The organism is Pseudomonas sp. LG1D9 (genome assembly GCF_002949995.1).
Classification (GTDB): Bacteria; Pseudomonadota; Gammaproteobacteria; order Pseudomonadales; family Pseudomonadaceae; genus Aquipseudomonas; species Aquipseudomonas proteolytica.
This window is the reverse complement of record NZ_CP026881.1, coordinates 2008791-2024992: the sequence shown is the minus strand read 5'-3', so window position 1 is coordinate 2024992 and position 16202 is coordinate 2008791. Positions and strand designations below refer to the sequence as shown.

11 protein-coding genes and 1 tRNA gene are annotated in these 16202 nt (G+C 60.5%); all 12 read right to left on the bottom strand.

The window, feature by feature from the left end; all coding sequences use genetic code 11:
• Positions 1-5: 5 nt before the first annotated feature.
• Entirely contained in the window at positions 6-917 is a 912-nt protein-coding gene (gene pqqB / locus C5F71_RS09740) for a pyrroloquinoline quinone biosynthesis protein PqqB (protein WP_104911028.1), read from the bottom strand.
• A 75-nt stretch (positions 918-992) separates the two neighbouring features.
• The gene (gene pqqA / locus C5F71_RS09735) at positions 993-1067 is read right to left on the bottom strand and encodes a pyrroloquinoline quinone precursor peptide PqqA (protein ID WP_003194766.1); all 75 of its coding nucleotides are present in this window, start codon (positions 1065-1067) and stop codon (positions 993-995) included.
• Positions 1068-1230: 163 nt separating this feature from the next.
• Entirely contained in the window at positions 1231-3627 is a 2397-nt protein-coding gene (gene pqqF, locus C5F71_RS09730; RefSeq protein ID WP_104911027.1) for a pyrroloquinoline quinone biosynthesis protein PqqF, read from the bottom strand.
• Between the two features lie 50 nt (positions 3628-3677).
• Positions 3678-4472, bottom strand: coding sequence for a carbon-nitrogen hydrolase family protein (locus C5F71_RS09725; protein WP_070994506.1), 795 nt, complete (start codon positions 4470-4472; stop codon positions 3678-3680).
• A gap of 11 nt (positions 4473-4483) precedes the next feature.
• The gene (locus C5F71_RS09720; RefSeq protein WP_104911026.1) at positions 4484-6175 is read right to left on the bottom strand and encodes an NAD(P)/FAD-dependent oxidoreductase; all 1692 of its coding nucleotides are present in this window, start codon (positions 6173-6175) and stop codon (positions 4484-4486) included.
• Between the two features lie 145 nt (positions 6176-6320).
• Positions 6321-6782 carry an Lrp/AsnC family transcriptional regulator gene (locus C5F71_RS09715; RefSeq protein ID WP_104911025.1) on the bottom strand — a complete coding sequence of 154 codons (462 nt, stop codon included), beginning with the start codon at positions 6780-6782 and terminating at the stop codon, positions 6321-6323.
• Positions 6783-7162: 380 nt separating this feature from the next.
• Complete coding sequence (locus C5F71_RS09710) at positions 7163-7405, bottom strand: hypothetical protein (RefSeq protein ID WP_070994508.1); 243 nt, start codon at positions 7403-7405, stop codon at positions 7163-7165.
• Positions 7406-7415: 10 nt separating this feature from the next.
• Positions 7416-7916 carry a hypothetical protein gene (locus tag C5F71_RS09705; protein ID WP_177410399.1) on the bottom strand — a complete coding sequence of 167 codons (501 nt, stop codon included), beginning with the start codon at positions 7914-7916 and terminating at the stop codon, positions 7416-7418.
• A gap of 272 nt (positions 7917-8188) precedes the next feature.
• A tRNA-Ile gene (locus C5F71_RS09700) sits at positions 8189-8265 on the bottom strand.
• 15 nt (positions 8266-8280) lie between these two features.
• Complete coding sequence (locus tag C5F71_RS09695) at positions 8281-12024, bottom strand: bifunctional diguanylate cyclase/phosphodiesterase (RefSeq protein WP_092230891.1); 3744 nt, start codon at positions 12022-12024, stop codon at positions 8281-8283.
• Between the two features lie 125 nt (positions 12025-12149).
• The gene (gene rpoD, locus C5F71_RS09690) at positions 12150-14000 is read right to left on the bottom strand and encodes an RNA polymerase sigma factor RpoD (protein ID WP_092230888.1); all 1851 of its coding nucleotides are present in this window, start codon (positions 13998-14000) and stop codon (positions 12150-12152) included.
• Between the two features lie 67 nt (positions 14001-14067).
• Positions 14068-16038, bottom strand: coding sequence for a DNA primase (gene dnaG / locus C5F71_RS09685; protein ID WP_029296866.1), 1971 nt, complete (start codon positions 16036-16038; stop codon positions 14068-14070).
• Between the last annotated feature and the right edge of the window lie 164 nt (positions 16039-16202).

The following is a 16202-nucleotide window of genomic DNA, read 5'->3' as shown; positions in this document are numbered from 1 at the left end:
CTCTCCTACAATTCAATGCTCATGCCGTCGTAGGCTACTTCTACATTGCGCCGCGCCAACTCGGCCCGTTCAGGCGAGTCTTCGTCGAGGATCGGGTTGGTGTTGTTGATATGGATAAGTACCTTGCGCTGCTTGGGCAATTGCTCCAGCACTTGCAGCATGCCGCCGGGGCCGTTCTGCGCCAAGTGGCCCATTTCGCGGCCCGTGCGGGTGCCGACGCCACGGCGCTGCATTTCGTCGTCATCCCACATCGTGCCGTCCACCAGCAGGCAGTCGCTTTGCGCCATGATTTGAAGCAGCGGCGCGTCGATTTTGCCCAGCCCGGGGGCGTAGAACAGTTTGCCGCCGGTGCGCAGGTCTTCGACGATCAAGCCGATATTGTCACCCGGGTGCGGGTCGAACCGATGGGGCGAGTAGGGCGGCGCGGCGCTGCGCAGGGGCAACGGGGTAAAGCGCAGGTTGGGGCAGGCAGGAATGCTGAAACTGGCGTCCAGTTCGATACGGTTCCACGCCAGGCCGCCATTCCAGTGGGTCAACATGGTGAACAGCGGGAAGCCGGTGCTCAGGTCTTCATGGACCATGTCGGTGCACCACACCTGGTGCGGGCAGCCCTCGCGCAGGCTGAGCAGGCCGGTGGTGTGGTCGATCTGGCTGTCCATCAGGATGATTGCGCTGATACCGGTATCGCGTAGCGCGCGGCCAGGTTGCATCGGCGCAAAATTTTGCAGTTGGGCGCGGATATCCGGCGAGGCGTTGCACAGCACCCAGTTCACGCCATCGTCGGATAGGGCGATGGACGATTGGGTGCGCGCCTGGGCCCGCAGGCTACCGTCGCGAAAGCCGGCGCAGTTCACGCAGTTGCAGTTCCACTGCGGGAAACCGCCACCGGCCGCCGAACCTAGAATCTGGACGAACATCGCTGCTCCTTTACACAAGACTCAAAATAAAAACGCCCCGGCGAGCCGAGGCGTTGCATTGCAATACAAAAGCAATCAGCGGCTGGCGAAGTACATGGTGACTTCAAAACCAATACGCAGATCAGTGTAAGCAGGTTTGGACCAGGTCATATTCATACTCCTACGAAGGGATGGGACGTTTACTACCAAGTAATACATATAGTCCACCTCCAGTCGGAGATGTTCAGATGCGTGGCGCGATTTTACTCATTTCTGGTCAAGCTAGCGCTGTCTTGGTGGAAAAAGCCTGTTGCAGCATCGGCAACGATCAACGTCATATCTGCCAGTGATCGCCCGCTGGTGCGCCATTGGCCAGGCAGCGCCAGCCGCCTGCGGCTTGGCTGAGTTGCGCCGCCGCCTCCACCAGATGCTGGCGTGTACGGGTCTGGATCAACTCGCTTAATTGTTCAAGATAGTTCGCGCCATGCCCGGCCAACCTGGCCTGCCAGAGCAGCTCGGCGGCTTGGGATGTGGGCAGCGCCTGCGGCGAAAATTGCCGGGCCAGGGCCGCGTTGCCCAGCTCGTCGCTCCCATTGATCAAGGCCGGCAATTGCTTGATGAAGGCCTGGATGTGGTCGAGCAGGTCCGCCAGCGCCACATCGGGCGACTGCACGCCAAACAACAGACCGGTTTGCCCGTTGAACTGTCGGATACCGCTGAATACGGCGTAGCCCACCTGCAATTCGCCCCGTAGACGCTGGTAGAACGGAGTCTGGGCCAAGTGAGCGAGCAATCGCCAGTCGGCCTCGTCGGCCAGGGATTGGCTCGGGGCTGGGCACAGCAGCAGCAAGGCGGCTTCGGTGGAAGCGGTGTCTAGCTGATGCCAGCGATACAGTCCATTGATGGGGTGGGCGATGCGTGCAGTCTCGGCACATTGCCCGGGTAGGCGTGCGGCCGCATGTTTGATCGCTGTTTCGCACGCAGCCGGCAGGCCCATGCCCAGGCCTTGCCACGTGGCAGTGGTCCATCCGTTGGGCAATGGATGGAGGTGCCCAGTGGAGGCAATGTCGGCAGCGCAGGCCGGCAATGCCTTGAGCAGTTCGCGGATGGCCATCTGTGGCGTCGGGCTGGCGGGCGCGTCTTGTTCAAGGTTGGCGTCGGCCTGGGTCAGTTCGCGAGCCAGTTGCTCGACGATAGCGGGCATGGGGTCATGCAGCCCGCTCATTTTCAGCAGCCAACAATTGCCTACAGCTTCGCAGGACATTTCCACGCCGGCCTGGCGGGCGTTGGTCTGCAAAGTTTGCAGGCTGGCGCCTATGCCATGGGCGGTCGAATCCAGTTGCCAGCACAGGTAAAGGGCGCCCTCATCGTGATCGGCGGGCAACGCTTGGCTGAATGAAAGGCCTGGCAGTTCGCGCCGGCCACGGGAGCGATCCTGGGCGAAGGTGCGCAAGCCACGATGGGCGCTGGTCTGGCCGCGAATCAGTCCGGGGCGTGGTTCCTGGGCTTGCGGTCGCAAGAATGGGTTGCCCGGCGGCAACTGCCAGGCCTGTTGCGCAGGAGCCGATTGCAGCAGGTTCAGCAGGGTCTTGAGCGCTTGGCAATGCTGCTCGGACAACGGCGCCTCGAGGTTCTCACTGTCATGGCGGGCCAGGGCCAAGGCGCCATTGATCTGCTGTTGGCGGTTGATCAGCAGCGCGTACTCTTCGCGCAATGCAGTCCAATCGCTGTGGGCGAAAAAGCTCAACCAGTCGTTCAACAGGGCTTCGATTGCCAGGGACTGTTGTGAGCCCTGTGGCCCCAGGGTGAATTCGATATCCAGCAGCGCCTGCCCGGCGAACGAGTACAGCACCCTGGCGTGCAGTGCGCTTGCCCAGCCCCGGGTTTTCAATTCGGCCAGCAGACCACCGGGTGCCGTGGCATTCAGCCAGGTGCAGAGGAAATCCAGGGCTTCGCGGGGCGCGTTACAGGCGATGAGGTGATGCAGGTGCTGGTTGTCGAGGTATTGATAGCGATATTTATCGTCGTCCATCAATGCCGGTGGCGGTTGCTGCGTGCGTCGCGTGCCCGGGCGCAGGCACTCGCCAAAGTGCTCGGCCAAGGCTTGCAGTTCTTCCAGCGATTGCGGGCCGGCCAGGCTCAAGGTCAGCTGTCCTGCTTGATAGAAGTCTTGATAAAACCCCAGCAAGCCTTGTTGGAAATCCTCCTGTGGCACCGGCAGGCTATCTCGGTTGCCCGCATGAAAACCCCGCAGCGGATGCCCGGCAGCGAGGCCTTCAAGGATCGCGACTTGATGCTGTGCCTCGGCATCCTGGGACCAGGCGATAAACTCGGCCTGCAGCACTTCGCGCTCGCGCAGTTGATCGTCCATGGCCAGGCGCGGATGAGCGAGCATATCGGCCAGGCGCTGCAGTGCGCCGTCAAACACCGTGGCAGGTACTTCAAAGAAGAAGTCCGTGGTGTGCTCACGGGTGCTGGCGTTGACCTGTCCGCCATGGCGCTGCACGTAGGCCATCAAACCGTCCGGTGCAGGAAAAGCCTCGGTGCCAAGAAACAGCAGGTGTTCCAGAAAGTGCGCCAGCCCCGGCCAGGCCAACGGCACGTCATGGCTGCCCGCCGCTACCCGCAGGACAGCTGCACAGCGCTTGAGACGTGGGGCATGACGCAGGGAAACCCGCAGGCCATTGGCCAGGGTCAGTTGCAGGTGATGAGGGTGGGCCGGCACAGGCATGAGCACTTCCAGAACGTAGGAAGTGCCTATGCTAGCGCAAAGCGCAGTGGTCAGTGTTTATGCAGCGCGGCATAGAGTTCGGGACGACGGTCCGCCAGGTAGTGGTTGGCCGCCTGCGCGGCGTGTATCACCTGGCGGTCGAGGGTCGCGACGATCAGCGCCTCATCCAGCCCCGCCAGGGCGACGCGTTGCCCATCCGGCGCGGCGATGCTGCTTTGCCCGCAATAGTGGATCTGGTCTTCATGCCCGCAATAGTTGGCGTAGGCCACATAGCACTGGTTTTCAAAGGCCCGTGCGCGCACGGTGACGTCCGCGACGAAGTCGAAGGGCACCATGTTGGCCGTCGGTACCAGGATCAACTCGGCACCTGCCAGGGCCAGGCGCCGAGTGTTTTCCGGGAACTCCAGGTCGTAGCAGATGAGAAACCCCAGCTTCCAGCCGTTCAGTTCGACGACAGGGAACTCGTCGCCACCGGGGCTGAACATCGAGTGATCAAGGTCACCGAACAGGTGGGTCTTGCGGTAGTTGCACAGGCGCTGGCCATTGGCGTCGATCAGCTGCACGGCATTGTAGATCTGGCCGTCCTCGGCCCGTTCCGGATAGCCATAGAGAATCGCCAGGCCCGTGTTGCGCGCCAGTTCGGCAATGGTCTGGGCCGACTGCCCGTCCTGCGCTTCGGCCAGGGCGCCGACTGCTTCAGCACCGATGTTGTAGCCGGTGAGGAACATCTCCGGCAGCACCAGCACGTCGGCATCGCACGCTTCATGCGCAACGCTGTGCAGACGCTTGAGATTGCCAGCGACATCCAGCGGCAATGGCGGGCATTGATACAGGGCAACACGCATGGCTTGGCTCCTTATTCGGCCAGGGCGATAGGGCCGATCTCGTCGAACACATCCCCCGGCCCCGGGTTTTGCGGGTGGGTACTGCCACCGAAGTGGGTCATGATGCCCCAAACCGCGTTCAACGAGGTCTGCACTGCGCCTTCGACCCAGGCTGGGGTCCAGGACACATCGTCGCCGGCGATGAAAATCCCGCGCTGCTCGGCTGGCATATCCTTTTGCATGAAGTGCGCGTACATGCGCTGGTTGTAGCGGTAGTGGCCCGGCAAAGCGCCCTTGAATGCGCCGAGGAAGTGCGGATCGGCTTCCCAGGAAACGGTGATCGGGTCGCCAATGATGCGCGCCTTGATATCGACCTTCGGGTAGATTTTTTTCAGCGCATCGAGGGCCAGCTTCACCCGTTTATCGATGGGCTGCGGGAGCATTTTCAGGGCGTCGCTCATCCACGAGTAAGACAGGCAAATAACCCCCGGCTTGTCGTCGCCATTGTCGAACAGGTAGGTGCCACGGGTCAGGCGATCGGTGAGGGTCATGCTCATCAGGTCGCGGCCGGTTTCCGGGTCCTTGTCCTTCCAGAAAGGCCGGTCGACCATGACAAAGGTTTTCGACGACTGCATATAGCGCGTGCGGTCCAGGGCCATCCACATTTTTTGCGAGAACAGGCTTTCGTCGCATTCGATCTGGGTGGTCAGCAGCCAGCTCTGGCAAGTGGTCAGCACGGCGGCGTATTCCCGGGTGTCACCGTAGTTGTCGGTCACCGCAAAACGCCCATCGGCGGCATGGGCAATGCGCTTGACCCCTGCCCGTGGCGCGCCGTGATGCAGGGAGCTGAGGCTGGTGCCGGCCGGCCAATGGGCGCATCGCTCTGGCACATGGCGCCAGATCCCCATGGGTACTTGCGCCACGCCACCGACCACCAGGTGTTGGTGATCGTCGCAGTTGGTCATCACCACGCGGAAGATTTCCAGCATCGAGTTGGGGAAGTCCGAGTCCCAGCCACCGGTGCCGAAACCTACTTGGCCAAACACTTCGCGGTGATGGAACGACAGCTTGGCGAATGCCTTGGACGTGGCGACGAAGTCGTAGAACGTGCGGTCGTCCCACAGCGGCACCAGCTTGTTCCACAGCTCCTTGAGCCGTGGCACGTCACGGTCGCGAATCGCTTGCTGGATATCACCGAACTGCGAACCGGCCTCCAGGGCGTCGGCCCAGGCGTCAGCCACTTCCTGGAATAGCGCAGGAAGGTCGGAGATTTTCTGTGCGTAGTGAGTCTGGCCTTCCAGGTCGATCACAGTGCTACCCGAGGCCGGTGTCAGCGGGTTGGGGAACGGCTTGGTTTCAAGGCCCAGCTTGTCCACATAGTGGTAGAACGCCGTCGATGACACCGGGAAGCGCATCCCGCCCAGCTCGGCGATGATGCCTTCGGCCCCTTCAAAAGCCTGGGAGCGCAGGCGCCCGCCCATTTTCGAGGCTTCGTACACCACCGGCTTGAGGCCCAGCTTCATCAACTCGTAGGCGGCCACCAGGCCGGCGATACCCGCACCGACAATCGCCACTTCGGCGCCATGGTTGGCGGCGGGAATACTGCCCAGCCCGACGGGGTGTTCGATCCAGTCATCAAAGGCGAACGGAAAATCCGGGCCAAAGATAGTGATGGGGTTTTTACCGTCTGCAGGGTGGCGATTGTTCTTGTAGGTGGCGTTCATGGCTGACCTTGCTGGCACTCGACGGGGCACGACCCGTGAAGTATAGGAAAAGATGGCAGCCATTCTAGGGAGCGTAGCGCTCGTTAATAAGACGCAATGTGTCGTCGTATTGAATTGTTTTTAGTCGAAGTGACGAGGTTGGCGGTCAGATTGGTTGGCCGCGATCCAATTTGTTACTGAGGATGATCGAGGTGGTGGTCTTTTCTACCCCATCGACACTGCCGATCTGGTCCAGCAGTTGATCCAACTGTTCCGGCGAATCGGTACGCAGCCAGGCCACATAATCAAACTCACCACTGACCGCACACAACTGCTGAACCTGGGCCATGGCGCTGAGGCGACGCAGCACTTCCTTGCCGGAGCGCGGTTGCACGGTAATCCCCACATACGCCTGCAACCCACCATCCACCACGCGCTGGCCAAGGCGCACGCCATAGCCGGTAATCACCTGGGTCTTTTCCAGGCGCGCCAGGCGCGAGGTCACGGTGGTGCGGGCAATCCCCAGCTGGCGAGCGAGCATGGCCACGCTTTCACGGGCATTGATCTGCAAGGCGGCGATCAACTGGCGGTCGATCTCATCGAGAACGGGAGGGCGGGGGGCGGACAAGATGGGCTCCGGCGTGGGTGGCAATGGGGGAGCATGTTACAGGCTCGTGTTCGCGGGTGGCGATTGCGGTGACCTTTCATGTGCGCTAGATCCGGACTGCCTAGGATCAGAATTAGGCCGCGCCCGCAGAGTTGACGAGGCTGGCCAATGTGGCATTACACATTTGCGATGCACCTGGCCTGCGTGACAGCCGCCACCCATCATTTAGCAGTGATTTTGGCGGCATCTAACCTACGTTAGGCGTTACCAGTATGTTCAAAGTAACCCCCCAATCCGCCGGCAAGGTCCAACGCTAAGATCATCGATCAACGCGCTGTTGATCGACTGTTGTCCCATCTGATTTGGGGGCAGAGACGGCACCGAGAAATCGTGCCAGGGCTTCAGTCCCCCTCCGTGAACCGCCGCCGCGTCAGGAAAAGCACCACACCCAGCGGCACGGCCAGCAGTGCTAGCAGCTCCAGGTCAAAGCCCAGCACCTGCTGCTCACCCACCTTGAAGAGGCTGACCAAGCCCGTTGCCAGCAGCGCCAAACCCAGCCACTTGCGCAGCGGGTATGGTTTCAGAAACTGAACGAGAATCGCGCCCAGCACCAGAAGGACGACAGTTTGCATGATGTAGGGCATGTGCAGTTCCTCAGACCTTGATGACCAGCGTCACGACAGAGCGCTGTGGGCCAATCCCGCCATGGACCTCTCCCTGGATGCTGACCAGCACGTCACTTGCATGCAGGGTCGGCAGGGCTCCTTTGAGGTACCAGTTGACACCTGTCGTCACGACTGCACCTGAAGCCCAGCCAATGAGCGGCCCGCCCAACGCACCTACCCTCCCGGCAACACCACCTGAGGCCGCAGCAATTCCCTTGGCGACGTTGCCGCGCATAGTGTTGATAGCATCGGCCTGCTGACGGGTGAGGGGATTGGAAATGCAGACTGTCAGCAGGCATGGCAGGTTTCGAGCCTGCATTCGGTCGTACATATCGACGACCATGCTGTTGACTTGGTAATGGGCGCGTTTCGCTTCGCCAAAGTGCAGCTCGCGCAGGCGACCTCGGTCGCTTTCCACGAGGGTGATTTGAGACAGATTGAAGACGATCCCCTCCTCGGACCTGTACTGCGTGGTCTTCTCGAACTTCATGCGCGTATCCATTCGTGCAAAAAGACGACGATTTTCTACAAGCGGTGACTAAGATGCAAACAGTCTTTGATGTGAGGCCCCGGGGAATTTGACGTCTGCATGGGGCTCATCGCCAGCAAGCCAACTCCCCGGTAACAACAAATCGAATGCGTCGGTTTTGGAGACGTTAGGCCCAGGCGCCTCCGCACGAGGCACTGGCCGGGGCGATTCAGACTGTATCTGCGGTGGTCCATCCAGAAACACAAAAGCCGCGCAATGCGCGGCTTTGAGTATGGTGGGCCCAGTAGGACTCGAACCTACGACCAAGGGATTATGAGTCCCCTGCTCTAACCAACTGAGCTATAGGCCCTCAGTAGGTCGCGGATTATAACGATGGTTTCTCCACTGTGCTATCCGAAAAATCTGAATGGGTCATGTGAAGGAAGGTCGCGGCGAAGATGTCGGCGGGTAGGGGCAGGCTGACGATGTAGCCTTGCATTTGTTCGCAGCCCTCGTCGGCAAGGAACGCTTGCTGGGCGGGGGTTTCGACGCCTTCGGCGATGATGGTGAATTGCATGCTGTGGCCCAGGGCGATGATGGCGCGCACGATGGCGGCATCGTGGGGGTCGTCTGGCAGGCCGCGGACGAAGGACTGGTCGATTTTCAGGAAGTCCAGCGGCAGGCGCTTGAGGTAACTCAAGGACGAGTAGCCGGTGCCAAAGTCGTCGATGGCCAGTTGGACGCCCAGGCGTTTGAGTTTATGCAGCACTTCAAGAGCCTCTTCGGCCTGGCTCATGATGAAGTTTTCGGTGATCTCCAGTTGCAGGCAGTCCGGCTCCAGGCGGTTGTCCCGCAGCAGTTGCTCGATGCGCCCCAGCAGGTTGGGGTGGCGCAGTTGGGCGCCGGCAAGGTTGACGGAGAGCGGGCCAAAGTCGTCATAGGTTTTGCGCCACAGGTGCAGTTGGCGGCAAGCCTGTTCCAGGACCCAGTCGCCGATTTGCAGGATCATGCCGTTCTCTTCGGCCAGGGCAATGAAGTGCTCAGGTGGCACGTCGCCAAAGGTGGGGTGGCGCCAGCGGATCAGGGCTTCGGCGCCGATCAGTTGCTGGGTCTCCAGGCTCAGCTTTGGCTGGTAATACAGAAACAGTTCGTCGCGCTCTATGGCGCGGCGCAATTCGTGTTCGAGGGCAACGCGCTCGTTGGCCTGGGCGGTGAGGTCCTGGGTGTAACGTTCGACCCGATTGCGGCCCTTGGCTTTGGAACGGTACATGGCGGCATCGGCGTTTTTGACCAGGGTGGCGACGTCGATGCCGTCCTGCGGGTAGAGGCTGGTGCCGATGCTGGCGCTGATAAAGAACTCGTGCTCGCCCGCCTGAAAGGGCAGGGTGAAGCAGGCCAGCAGTTTATTGGCCAGGTGCTGCGCGTCGCTGGCTTGTTGCAGGCCGGGCAGCAGGATGATGAATTCGTCACCGCCCAGGCGGGCCACGGTGTCGATGTCGCGCAGTTGCTCCTTGAGGCGCACCGCGATGTCCTTGAGCAGCAGGTCGCCAATCGGGTGGCCGAGGCTGTCGTTGATGTGTTTGAAGCGGTCGAGGTCGAGAAACAGCACCGCACCCTGGCTGCCGGTTTCCTGTTGGCCGGTGAGGGCGGTCTGCAGGCGGCTCTCAAACAGTGTGCGGTTGGGCAGCCCGGTAAGCGGATCGTGATGCGCCTGGTAGTCGAGCCGCGCCTGGGCGTGCTTGAGGCTGGAGATGTCGGCAAATACCGCCACGAAGTGGGTGATTGACTGCTCGTGGTTGCGCACGGCACTGATGGTCAGCCAACTGGGGTACAACTCGCCGTTCTTGCGTCGGTTGGAGATCTCGCCTTGCCAGTGGCCGTTGGCGGTCAGTTGATGCCACATGGCCGCGTAGAACGCGCTGTCGTGCAGGCCGGAGGCCAGCAGGCGCGGGGTGTGGCCGAGGGCTTCGGCTTCGCTGTAGCCGGTGATTTCGCTGAAGGCACGGTTGACGGCGCTGATGTTTTGCCGGGTATCGGTGATCAGTACGCCTTCGGCCGTGCTTTCAAAAACCGTCGCGGCCTGTTGCAGTTTTTCCTGCATCAACTGGCGTTCGGTAATGTCGCGGGCGATGGTCAGCATACAGTCGTCATCCCCGATCGGCAGTGGACGACTGGACACTTCGCACAGGCGAATCTGGCCGTCACTGCGCCGGATATGACAGACAAAATCACGCACCAGGCCGTCGCGGTGCAGCAGGTCGAGCATGTGTCTGCGTTCGTTCAAGTCCACCCAGATGCCCAGGTCCAGGGTCGACTGGTCCAGGGACATTGCACTGTTGAAACCGGTGATGCGGCTGAAGCCTTCGTTGACCTCCAGCAGTAGGCCATCATGCTGGCGTGTCAGCAGCAAGCCGTCGGGCGAGGCATGGAAGGCCTTGGCGAACTTTTCTTCGGAAGTCTGCAGTAGTTGCTGGGTTTCCTTCAGTTGGGTGATGTCCCGCACCACCACGACCAGCGCTTCGGTTGCATCGAGTTGGAAGGGTTCGGCGGAGATCAGCCCGGTAAACGCCTGGCCATTACTGCGCAGGAACGGCATCTCCAGGTTGCGGATGCTGGTGGTCTGCACGCGCTTGAGCAGGTTGGGGCCTACGCCCTGGATGCCCCAGATGTTCAGCTCGGTGGCGGTCTTGCCGATGACGTCTGCAGCACTCAGGCCTATCTGGTCCTCGAATGCCTTGTTGACCTCCAGCAGGCAACCATCGGACAGGCGAGCGATCACGAGTATGTCCGGGCATTGCTGGAACACCGAGGCGAACTTCTCCTCTGAGAGCTGCAATGCTTCCTCGGTGCGCTTGGCCTCGCTGATATCGATCATCAGGCCTCGCATGACGGGCTCATGCCCATGCTTGATCAGGCTGACAATGTCCCTGACCCATAGGCAACGGCCGTCGGCGGTGATTACCCGGTAATCGATGCTGTGGTCGCGGTTGGCGCGGGTTTCCCGTTGGCAGAAGGTGTCGGCGCGGGTCAGGTCGGCGGGGTGGATGATATTGCGCCAGAAGCCTGGGATCAGCCAGTGCGCCCTTGGATAGCCCAGTAGTTCCTCGGCGTGGGGCGACACATAGCTGTAGGTGAAGTCATGGATGTCAGCTTCCCAGGCGATGGCTGACAGGCTTTCTACCAACCCGCGGTAATGGTATTCGCTGCTGCGCAACTCCTGTTCCAAGGCCACCCTGCGGGAAATCTCCGAACTGAGCCGACGATTGATCCGAATCACGATGGCCAGCACGGTACTCAACAGCAGCACCGCAGGCAGGCCGTAGAGCAGCAAGTCGGTCCAGAAGGCGCGGTGATCGATGACATTGCCGACCCAGTGCTCCTGGATCTCATCAATTTCCCGGGGGCTGAGGTCGGCGAGGACTTTATCCAGGATGCCAATCAGCATTTTGTTTTCGCGGGGCACGCCCATCGCCAGTTGATAGCGATAAGGCGTTTCGCCACTGACATATAAACCATCGAGCTTGAGTTGGCGCAGGCTCCAGACACTGGAGGCCAGGTCCCCGACGACGGCGTCCACCTCATCGGTAGCCAGGGCCTGTAACGTCGAGCTGACGTTGGGCATCGCCACCAGGTTCAAGTCGGGATGGTGGGTGCGCAGCAACTCGTGGGGGGCATAGTTCTCCACCACGGCAATCTTCAACCCATACAGGTCCTTGAGGGAGCGGGGTTGGGCGCCGCCTTCGTGGGCGAGGATGACTATCGGGAAGTCGAGGTAAGGCCGGGAAAATGCCAGGAAACCCTGACGCTCCGGGGTGGACATAATGCCCGGCAAGAGGTCGAGCTGGTTGTTCCTGGCCTGCTCCAGCAGTGCGCTCCAGTTGGCGGGCTCGATCAACTTGACCTTGATACCCAGGCGATCCTGGATCAGTCGAACATAGTCAGCCGCCAGGCCCTGGTAGCGGCCTTCTTCATCGCGATATTCAAATGGCGGCCACGACGCATCAACGCCCAGGCGCAACTCCGGGTGGTCCGCCAACCAGCCATGCTCTTCATCAGTGAGAGTCAACGCGCCAGCCGTTGCGGTCCAGGTCAGCAGCGACAGCAGCAGCACGGTCGGCAGTCTGGGCATAACGGTCTCGTTATGGCACGGGGAATATTTCGAGTGTAGACGGGCATTGCGAGGGGAGGTAAAGCGGGGGGAGATTTAATCTGCACAAAGCAAAACCCCCAGGCCTGGGCCTGGGGGTTTTGTGATCACTCGTCGAGGAAGGAGCGCAAATGCTCGCTTCTCGTCGGGTGGCGCAACTTGCGCAGCGCCTTGGCTTCGATCTGACGGATCCGCTCGCGGGTCACGTCAAACTGCTTACCGACTTCCTCAAGGGTGTGGTCGGTATTCATGTCGATGCCGAAACGCATGCGCAGTACCTTGGCTTCACGGGCAGTGAGGCCGGACAGTACGTCGCGTGTCGCTTCTTTGAGGCTCTCAACGGTGGCGACATCAATTGGCGACTGCATGGTCGAGTCTTCGATGAAGTCACCCAGATGGGAGTCTTCGTCATCACCAATCGGGGTTTCCATGGAGATCGGCTCTTTAGCGATCTTCAATACCTTGCGGATTTTATCCTCAGGCATTTCCATGCGTTCACCCAGCTCTTCCGGGGTCGGTTCGCGACCCATTTCCTGCAACATCTGCCGGGAAATACGGTTGAGCTTGTTGATGGTCTCGATCATGTGCACCGGAATACGGATGGTGCGGGCCTGGTCGGCGATCGAGCGAGTGATCGCCTGACGGATCCACCAAGTGGCATAAGTCGAGAACTTGTAGCCGCGACGGTATTCGAACTTGTCCACAGCCTTCATCAAGCCGATGTTGCCTTCCTGGATCAGGTCGAGGAATTGCAAGCCACGGTTGGTGTACTTCTTGGCGATGGAGATCACCAGACGCAAGTTCGCTTCAACCATCTCTTTCTTCGCGCGACGGGCCTTGGCCTCGCCGATCGACATGCGACGGTTGATGTCCTTGATCTCGGCAATCGTCAGACCGGTTTCGGTCTGCAATGCAGTCAGCTTCTGCTGGCAACGAACGATGTCGGCCTGGAAGCGACCAATGGCTTCAGCGTATTTGCTTTTGCCCTTGGCCAGTGCGTCGGTCCAGCTTTCGTCAACTTCATTGCCCGGGAACTGGCGCAGGAAGTCGGTACGCGGCATGCGCGCATCACGGACACAGAGCTGCATGATCGCACGCTCTTGTGCACGCAGACGCTCAAGGGCGCTACGAACCCGCTCAACCAGGCCTTCGAATTGCTTCGGCACCAGTTTGATCGGCATGAACAGCTCAGCCAGGGCCAGCAGCTCGGCGGTTGCCTGCTTGCTGCCACGACCGTGCTTCTTCAGGGCCTTGCGCGCCAGTTCCATCTGATCGGAGACCGCGCCAAAGCGCTGGGCTGCGATGATCGGATCCGGGCCGCTTTCGACTTCTTCTTCGTCGTCGGTGCTGGCTTCAGCCTCGTCGTCGTCGGTTTCGTCGTCCGCTTTCACGGCCTTCGGGTCGACAGGTGGCGGTATTTCGGCGGCAGGCGGCGTAATGCCGTCGTCCGGGTCGATATAACCGCTCAGGACGTCGGACAGGCGGCCACCTTCGGTGGTAACGCGGGTGTACTCGGAGAGAATGTGGTCAACCGTGCCGGGGAAGTGCGCAATTGCGCCCATCACTTCGCGGATGCCCTCTTCGATACGCTTGGCGATTTCGATTTCGCCTTCGCGTGTCAGCAGCTCGACGGTACCCATTTCGCGCATATACATGCGCACAGGGTCCGTCGTGCGGCCTATATCGGTCTCCACTGCAGCCAGCGCGGCAGCAGCTTCTTCAGCGGCGGCCTCGTCGGTATCAGCGTCGGCCAGCATAAGGGAATCCTTATCTGGCGCGACTTCGAATACGTTGATCCCCATGTCATTAATCATGCGGATGATGTCTTCCACCTGCTCTGGATCTGAAATATCTTCAGGCAGGTGGTCGTTGACCTCCGCGTAAGTCAGGTAACCCTGCTCACGACCGAGTGTGATCAACTCTTTGATACGAGACTGCTGTTGCGCTTTTCCGGACATAACACCCTATCCACTGAAGGTCTTGGCGGGCAAAAAACAAGCCGAGGATTATACCCGAGCTATGACCTCACACGCCAGCTGAGGTCGGGTTTGATGCGGAAACATTCTGTTTTAAGAGGTCGCGCATCTGCTTTGCTATCTGAATTTGCTCTTCAGCCGACAATCCTGGCTGCCTTGCTTTCTTGATAAGTTCATCGAGGGTCTGCGTGTGCTGACCCGCGGATAACCTAGTAATGGTGTCTAAAAACTGTTGTTCAAGGTTATCGCCGTCAATTAACCACTCCTTTTCTGCGAGTGCTTTCAACAAACGTCCTTGCTCCGTGCCATGCCAGCGAGCCATCAGCTGGATTGAGTTTAGCTTAGGATTTTTCTGCACGGCCTCGATCAGGGCAATCAGCACCTGGGCGTAGGTGTTGCTTTCGTTGGCAAAATGTTCGGCGCTTTCCACTCGGCCCGCCAGTTGCGGGTGGTGGATCAGGGTGCGCAGGGCAATCAGCGTCGGCGCTTCTACGGCCACCGGCGTGCGCGGGGCGTACGGTTCGTCGCGGTCGCCGCGCTTGCCGTTTTTGTTCCAGGGCTTCTTGTCCCATTTCTTGCCGCCGGCGCCGGGTTTTTTCGGTGTCCAGTCCTGTTGCGGCACAAAGGCTTCTTGAGGCTGGTGAAAATCCCCATAGTCCGGCATGGCGTCGTAGTCGAAGCCCGGGTCGTAGGCCGGTGGCGCATCCTGGGGTGCGCTGTGCACCAGCTGGCTGACCGCCTCGCCGCTCAGCCCGGTGATTTCCAGCAAGCGCTGGCGCATCAGGGCCTTGAGGTTGGCGCCGGGAACCTTGTCGATCAGCGGTGCCGCGAGGGTGGCCATGTGGGCCTTGCCTTCGAGGGAGCGCGGGTCGGCTTCTTCGGTCAATTGCTGGAAGAAATAATCGGCCAGCGGCTGTGCGTGCTGATGAATGCGCGCGCGAAACGCATCGGTACCTTCGGAGCGCACCAGGGTATCCGGGTCTTCACCTTCGGGCAGGAACAGAAAGCGCGCGCGGCGCCCGTCCTGCAGGCTCGACAAAGTCGCTTCGAGGGCGCGCCAGGCGGCATTGCGGCCGGCCTGGTCACCGTCGAAGCAGAACAGCACGCTAGGCACCACGCGAAACAGGCGTTTCATGTGTTCTTCGCTGGTGGCGGTGCCGAGGGTAGCCACGGCATTGCGCAAGCCTTGCTGGGCCAGGGCGATAACGTCCATATAGCCTTCAACCACGATTATTTCATCGAGGTTGCGGTTGTTCTTGCGCGCTTCAAACAGGCCGTAGAGTTCCTGGCCCTTGTGAAACACCGGGGTTTCCGGGGAGTTCAGGTATTTGGGCTTGTCGTCACCCAGTACCCGGCCGCCGAAGGCGATGATGCGGCCACGGCTGTCGCGGATCGGGAACATCACTCGGTCGCGGAAGCGGTCATAGCGCTTGCCGGTCTCGGCATTTTCCACCAGCAAGCCAGCGTCGATCATGGCTTTTTGCTGCAGGGTATCGCTGCTCAGGTGCTTGTACAGGTTGTCCCAACCCGGCGGGGCGAAGCCCAGGCCGAAGTCGCGGGCAATTTCCCCGGTCAGGCCGCGGCCCTTGAGGTAATCCACGGCGGCTTTGCGCTGTGGATGGCTTTTAAGGGCCTGGCGGTAGAACTCGGCGGCGGCGGTGAGCAGCGGATACAGCGGCGAATCCGTGGGCTGGCGTGGTTTGTGCGGTCGGCCACTTTCTTCGCGGGGGATTTCCATGCCGGCGGCTTTTGCCAGTTCCTCGACGGCCTGGGGGAAGTCCAGGTTGTCATGGTCCATGATAAAGCCGAGGGCGTTGCCGCCCGCGCCGCAACCGAAGCAGTAGTAGAACTGCTTGTCGGGGCTGACGCTGAACGATGGAGTCTTTTCTTTGTGGAACGGGCAGCAGGCGGTGTAGTTCTTGCCGGCCTTTTTCATTTGCACGCGCGAGCTGACAACATCGACGATGTCGGTGCGGTTCAGAAGGTCGTCAATAAAGCTCTGGGGAATTAGCCCGGCCATGGCGTTCTCGTCATCACTGCGTGTAAATGAGGGCCCGTGACGCACTCAAGTCGCACATGTCGGCGGCTTGATCATCGATTGTCTGTTTGGGCTGTCAGGAAGTCTATCTGTCGAGCGTTCACTGACGTTAGTTCCAATCAGTCTTCGACGTATCTGAAAGTGTT

Coding starts and splice junctions, on each gene's coding strand:
- pqqB (WP_104911028.1), bottom strand. CDS start 917: ATGTTCGTCCAGATTCTAGGTTCGGCGGCCGGTGGCGGTTTCCCGCAG.
- pqqF (WP_104911027.1), bottom strand. CDS start 3,627: ATGCCTGTGCCGGCCCACCCTCATCACCTGCAACTGACCCTGGCCAAT.
- C5F71_RS09725 (WP_070994506.1), bottom strand. CDS start 4,472: ATGCGTGTTGCCCTGTATCAATGCCCGCCATTGCCGCTGGATGTCGCT.
- C5F71_RS09720 (WP_104911026.1), bottom strand. CDS start 6,175: ATGAACGCCACCTACAAGAACAATCGCCACCCTGCAGACGGTAAAAAC.
- C5F71_RS09710 (WP_070994508.1), bottom strand. CDS start 7,405: ATGCCCTACATCATGCAAACTGTCGTCCTTCTGGTGCTGGGCGCGATT.
- C5F71_RS09705 (WP_177410399.1), bottom strand. CDS start 7,916: ATGAAGTTCGAGAAGACCACGCAGTACAGGTCCGAGGAGGGGATCGTC.
- C5F71_RS09695 (WP_092230891.1), bottom strand. CDS start 12,024: ATGCCCAGACTGCCGACCGTGCTGCTGCTGTCGCTGCTGACCTGGACC.
- rpoD (WP_092230888.1), bottom strand. CDS start 14,000: ATGTCCGGAAAAGCGCAACAGCAGTCTCGTATCAAAGAGTTGATCACA.
- dnaG (WP_029296866.1), bottom strand. CDS start 16,038: ATGGCCGGGCTAATTCCCCAGAGCTTTATTGACGACCTTCTGAACCGC.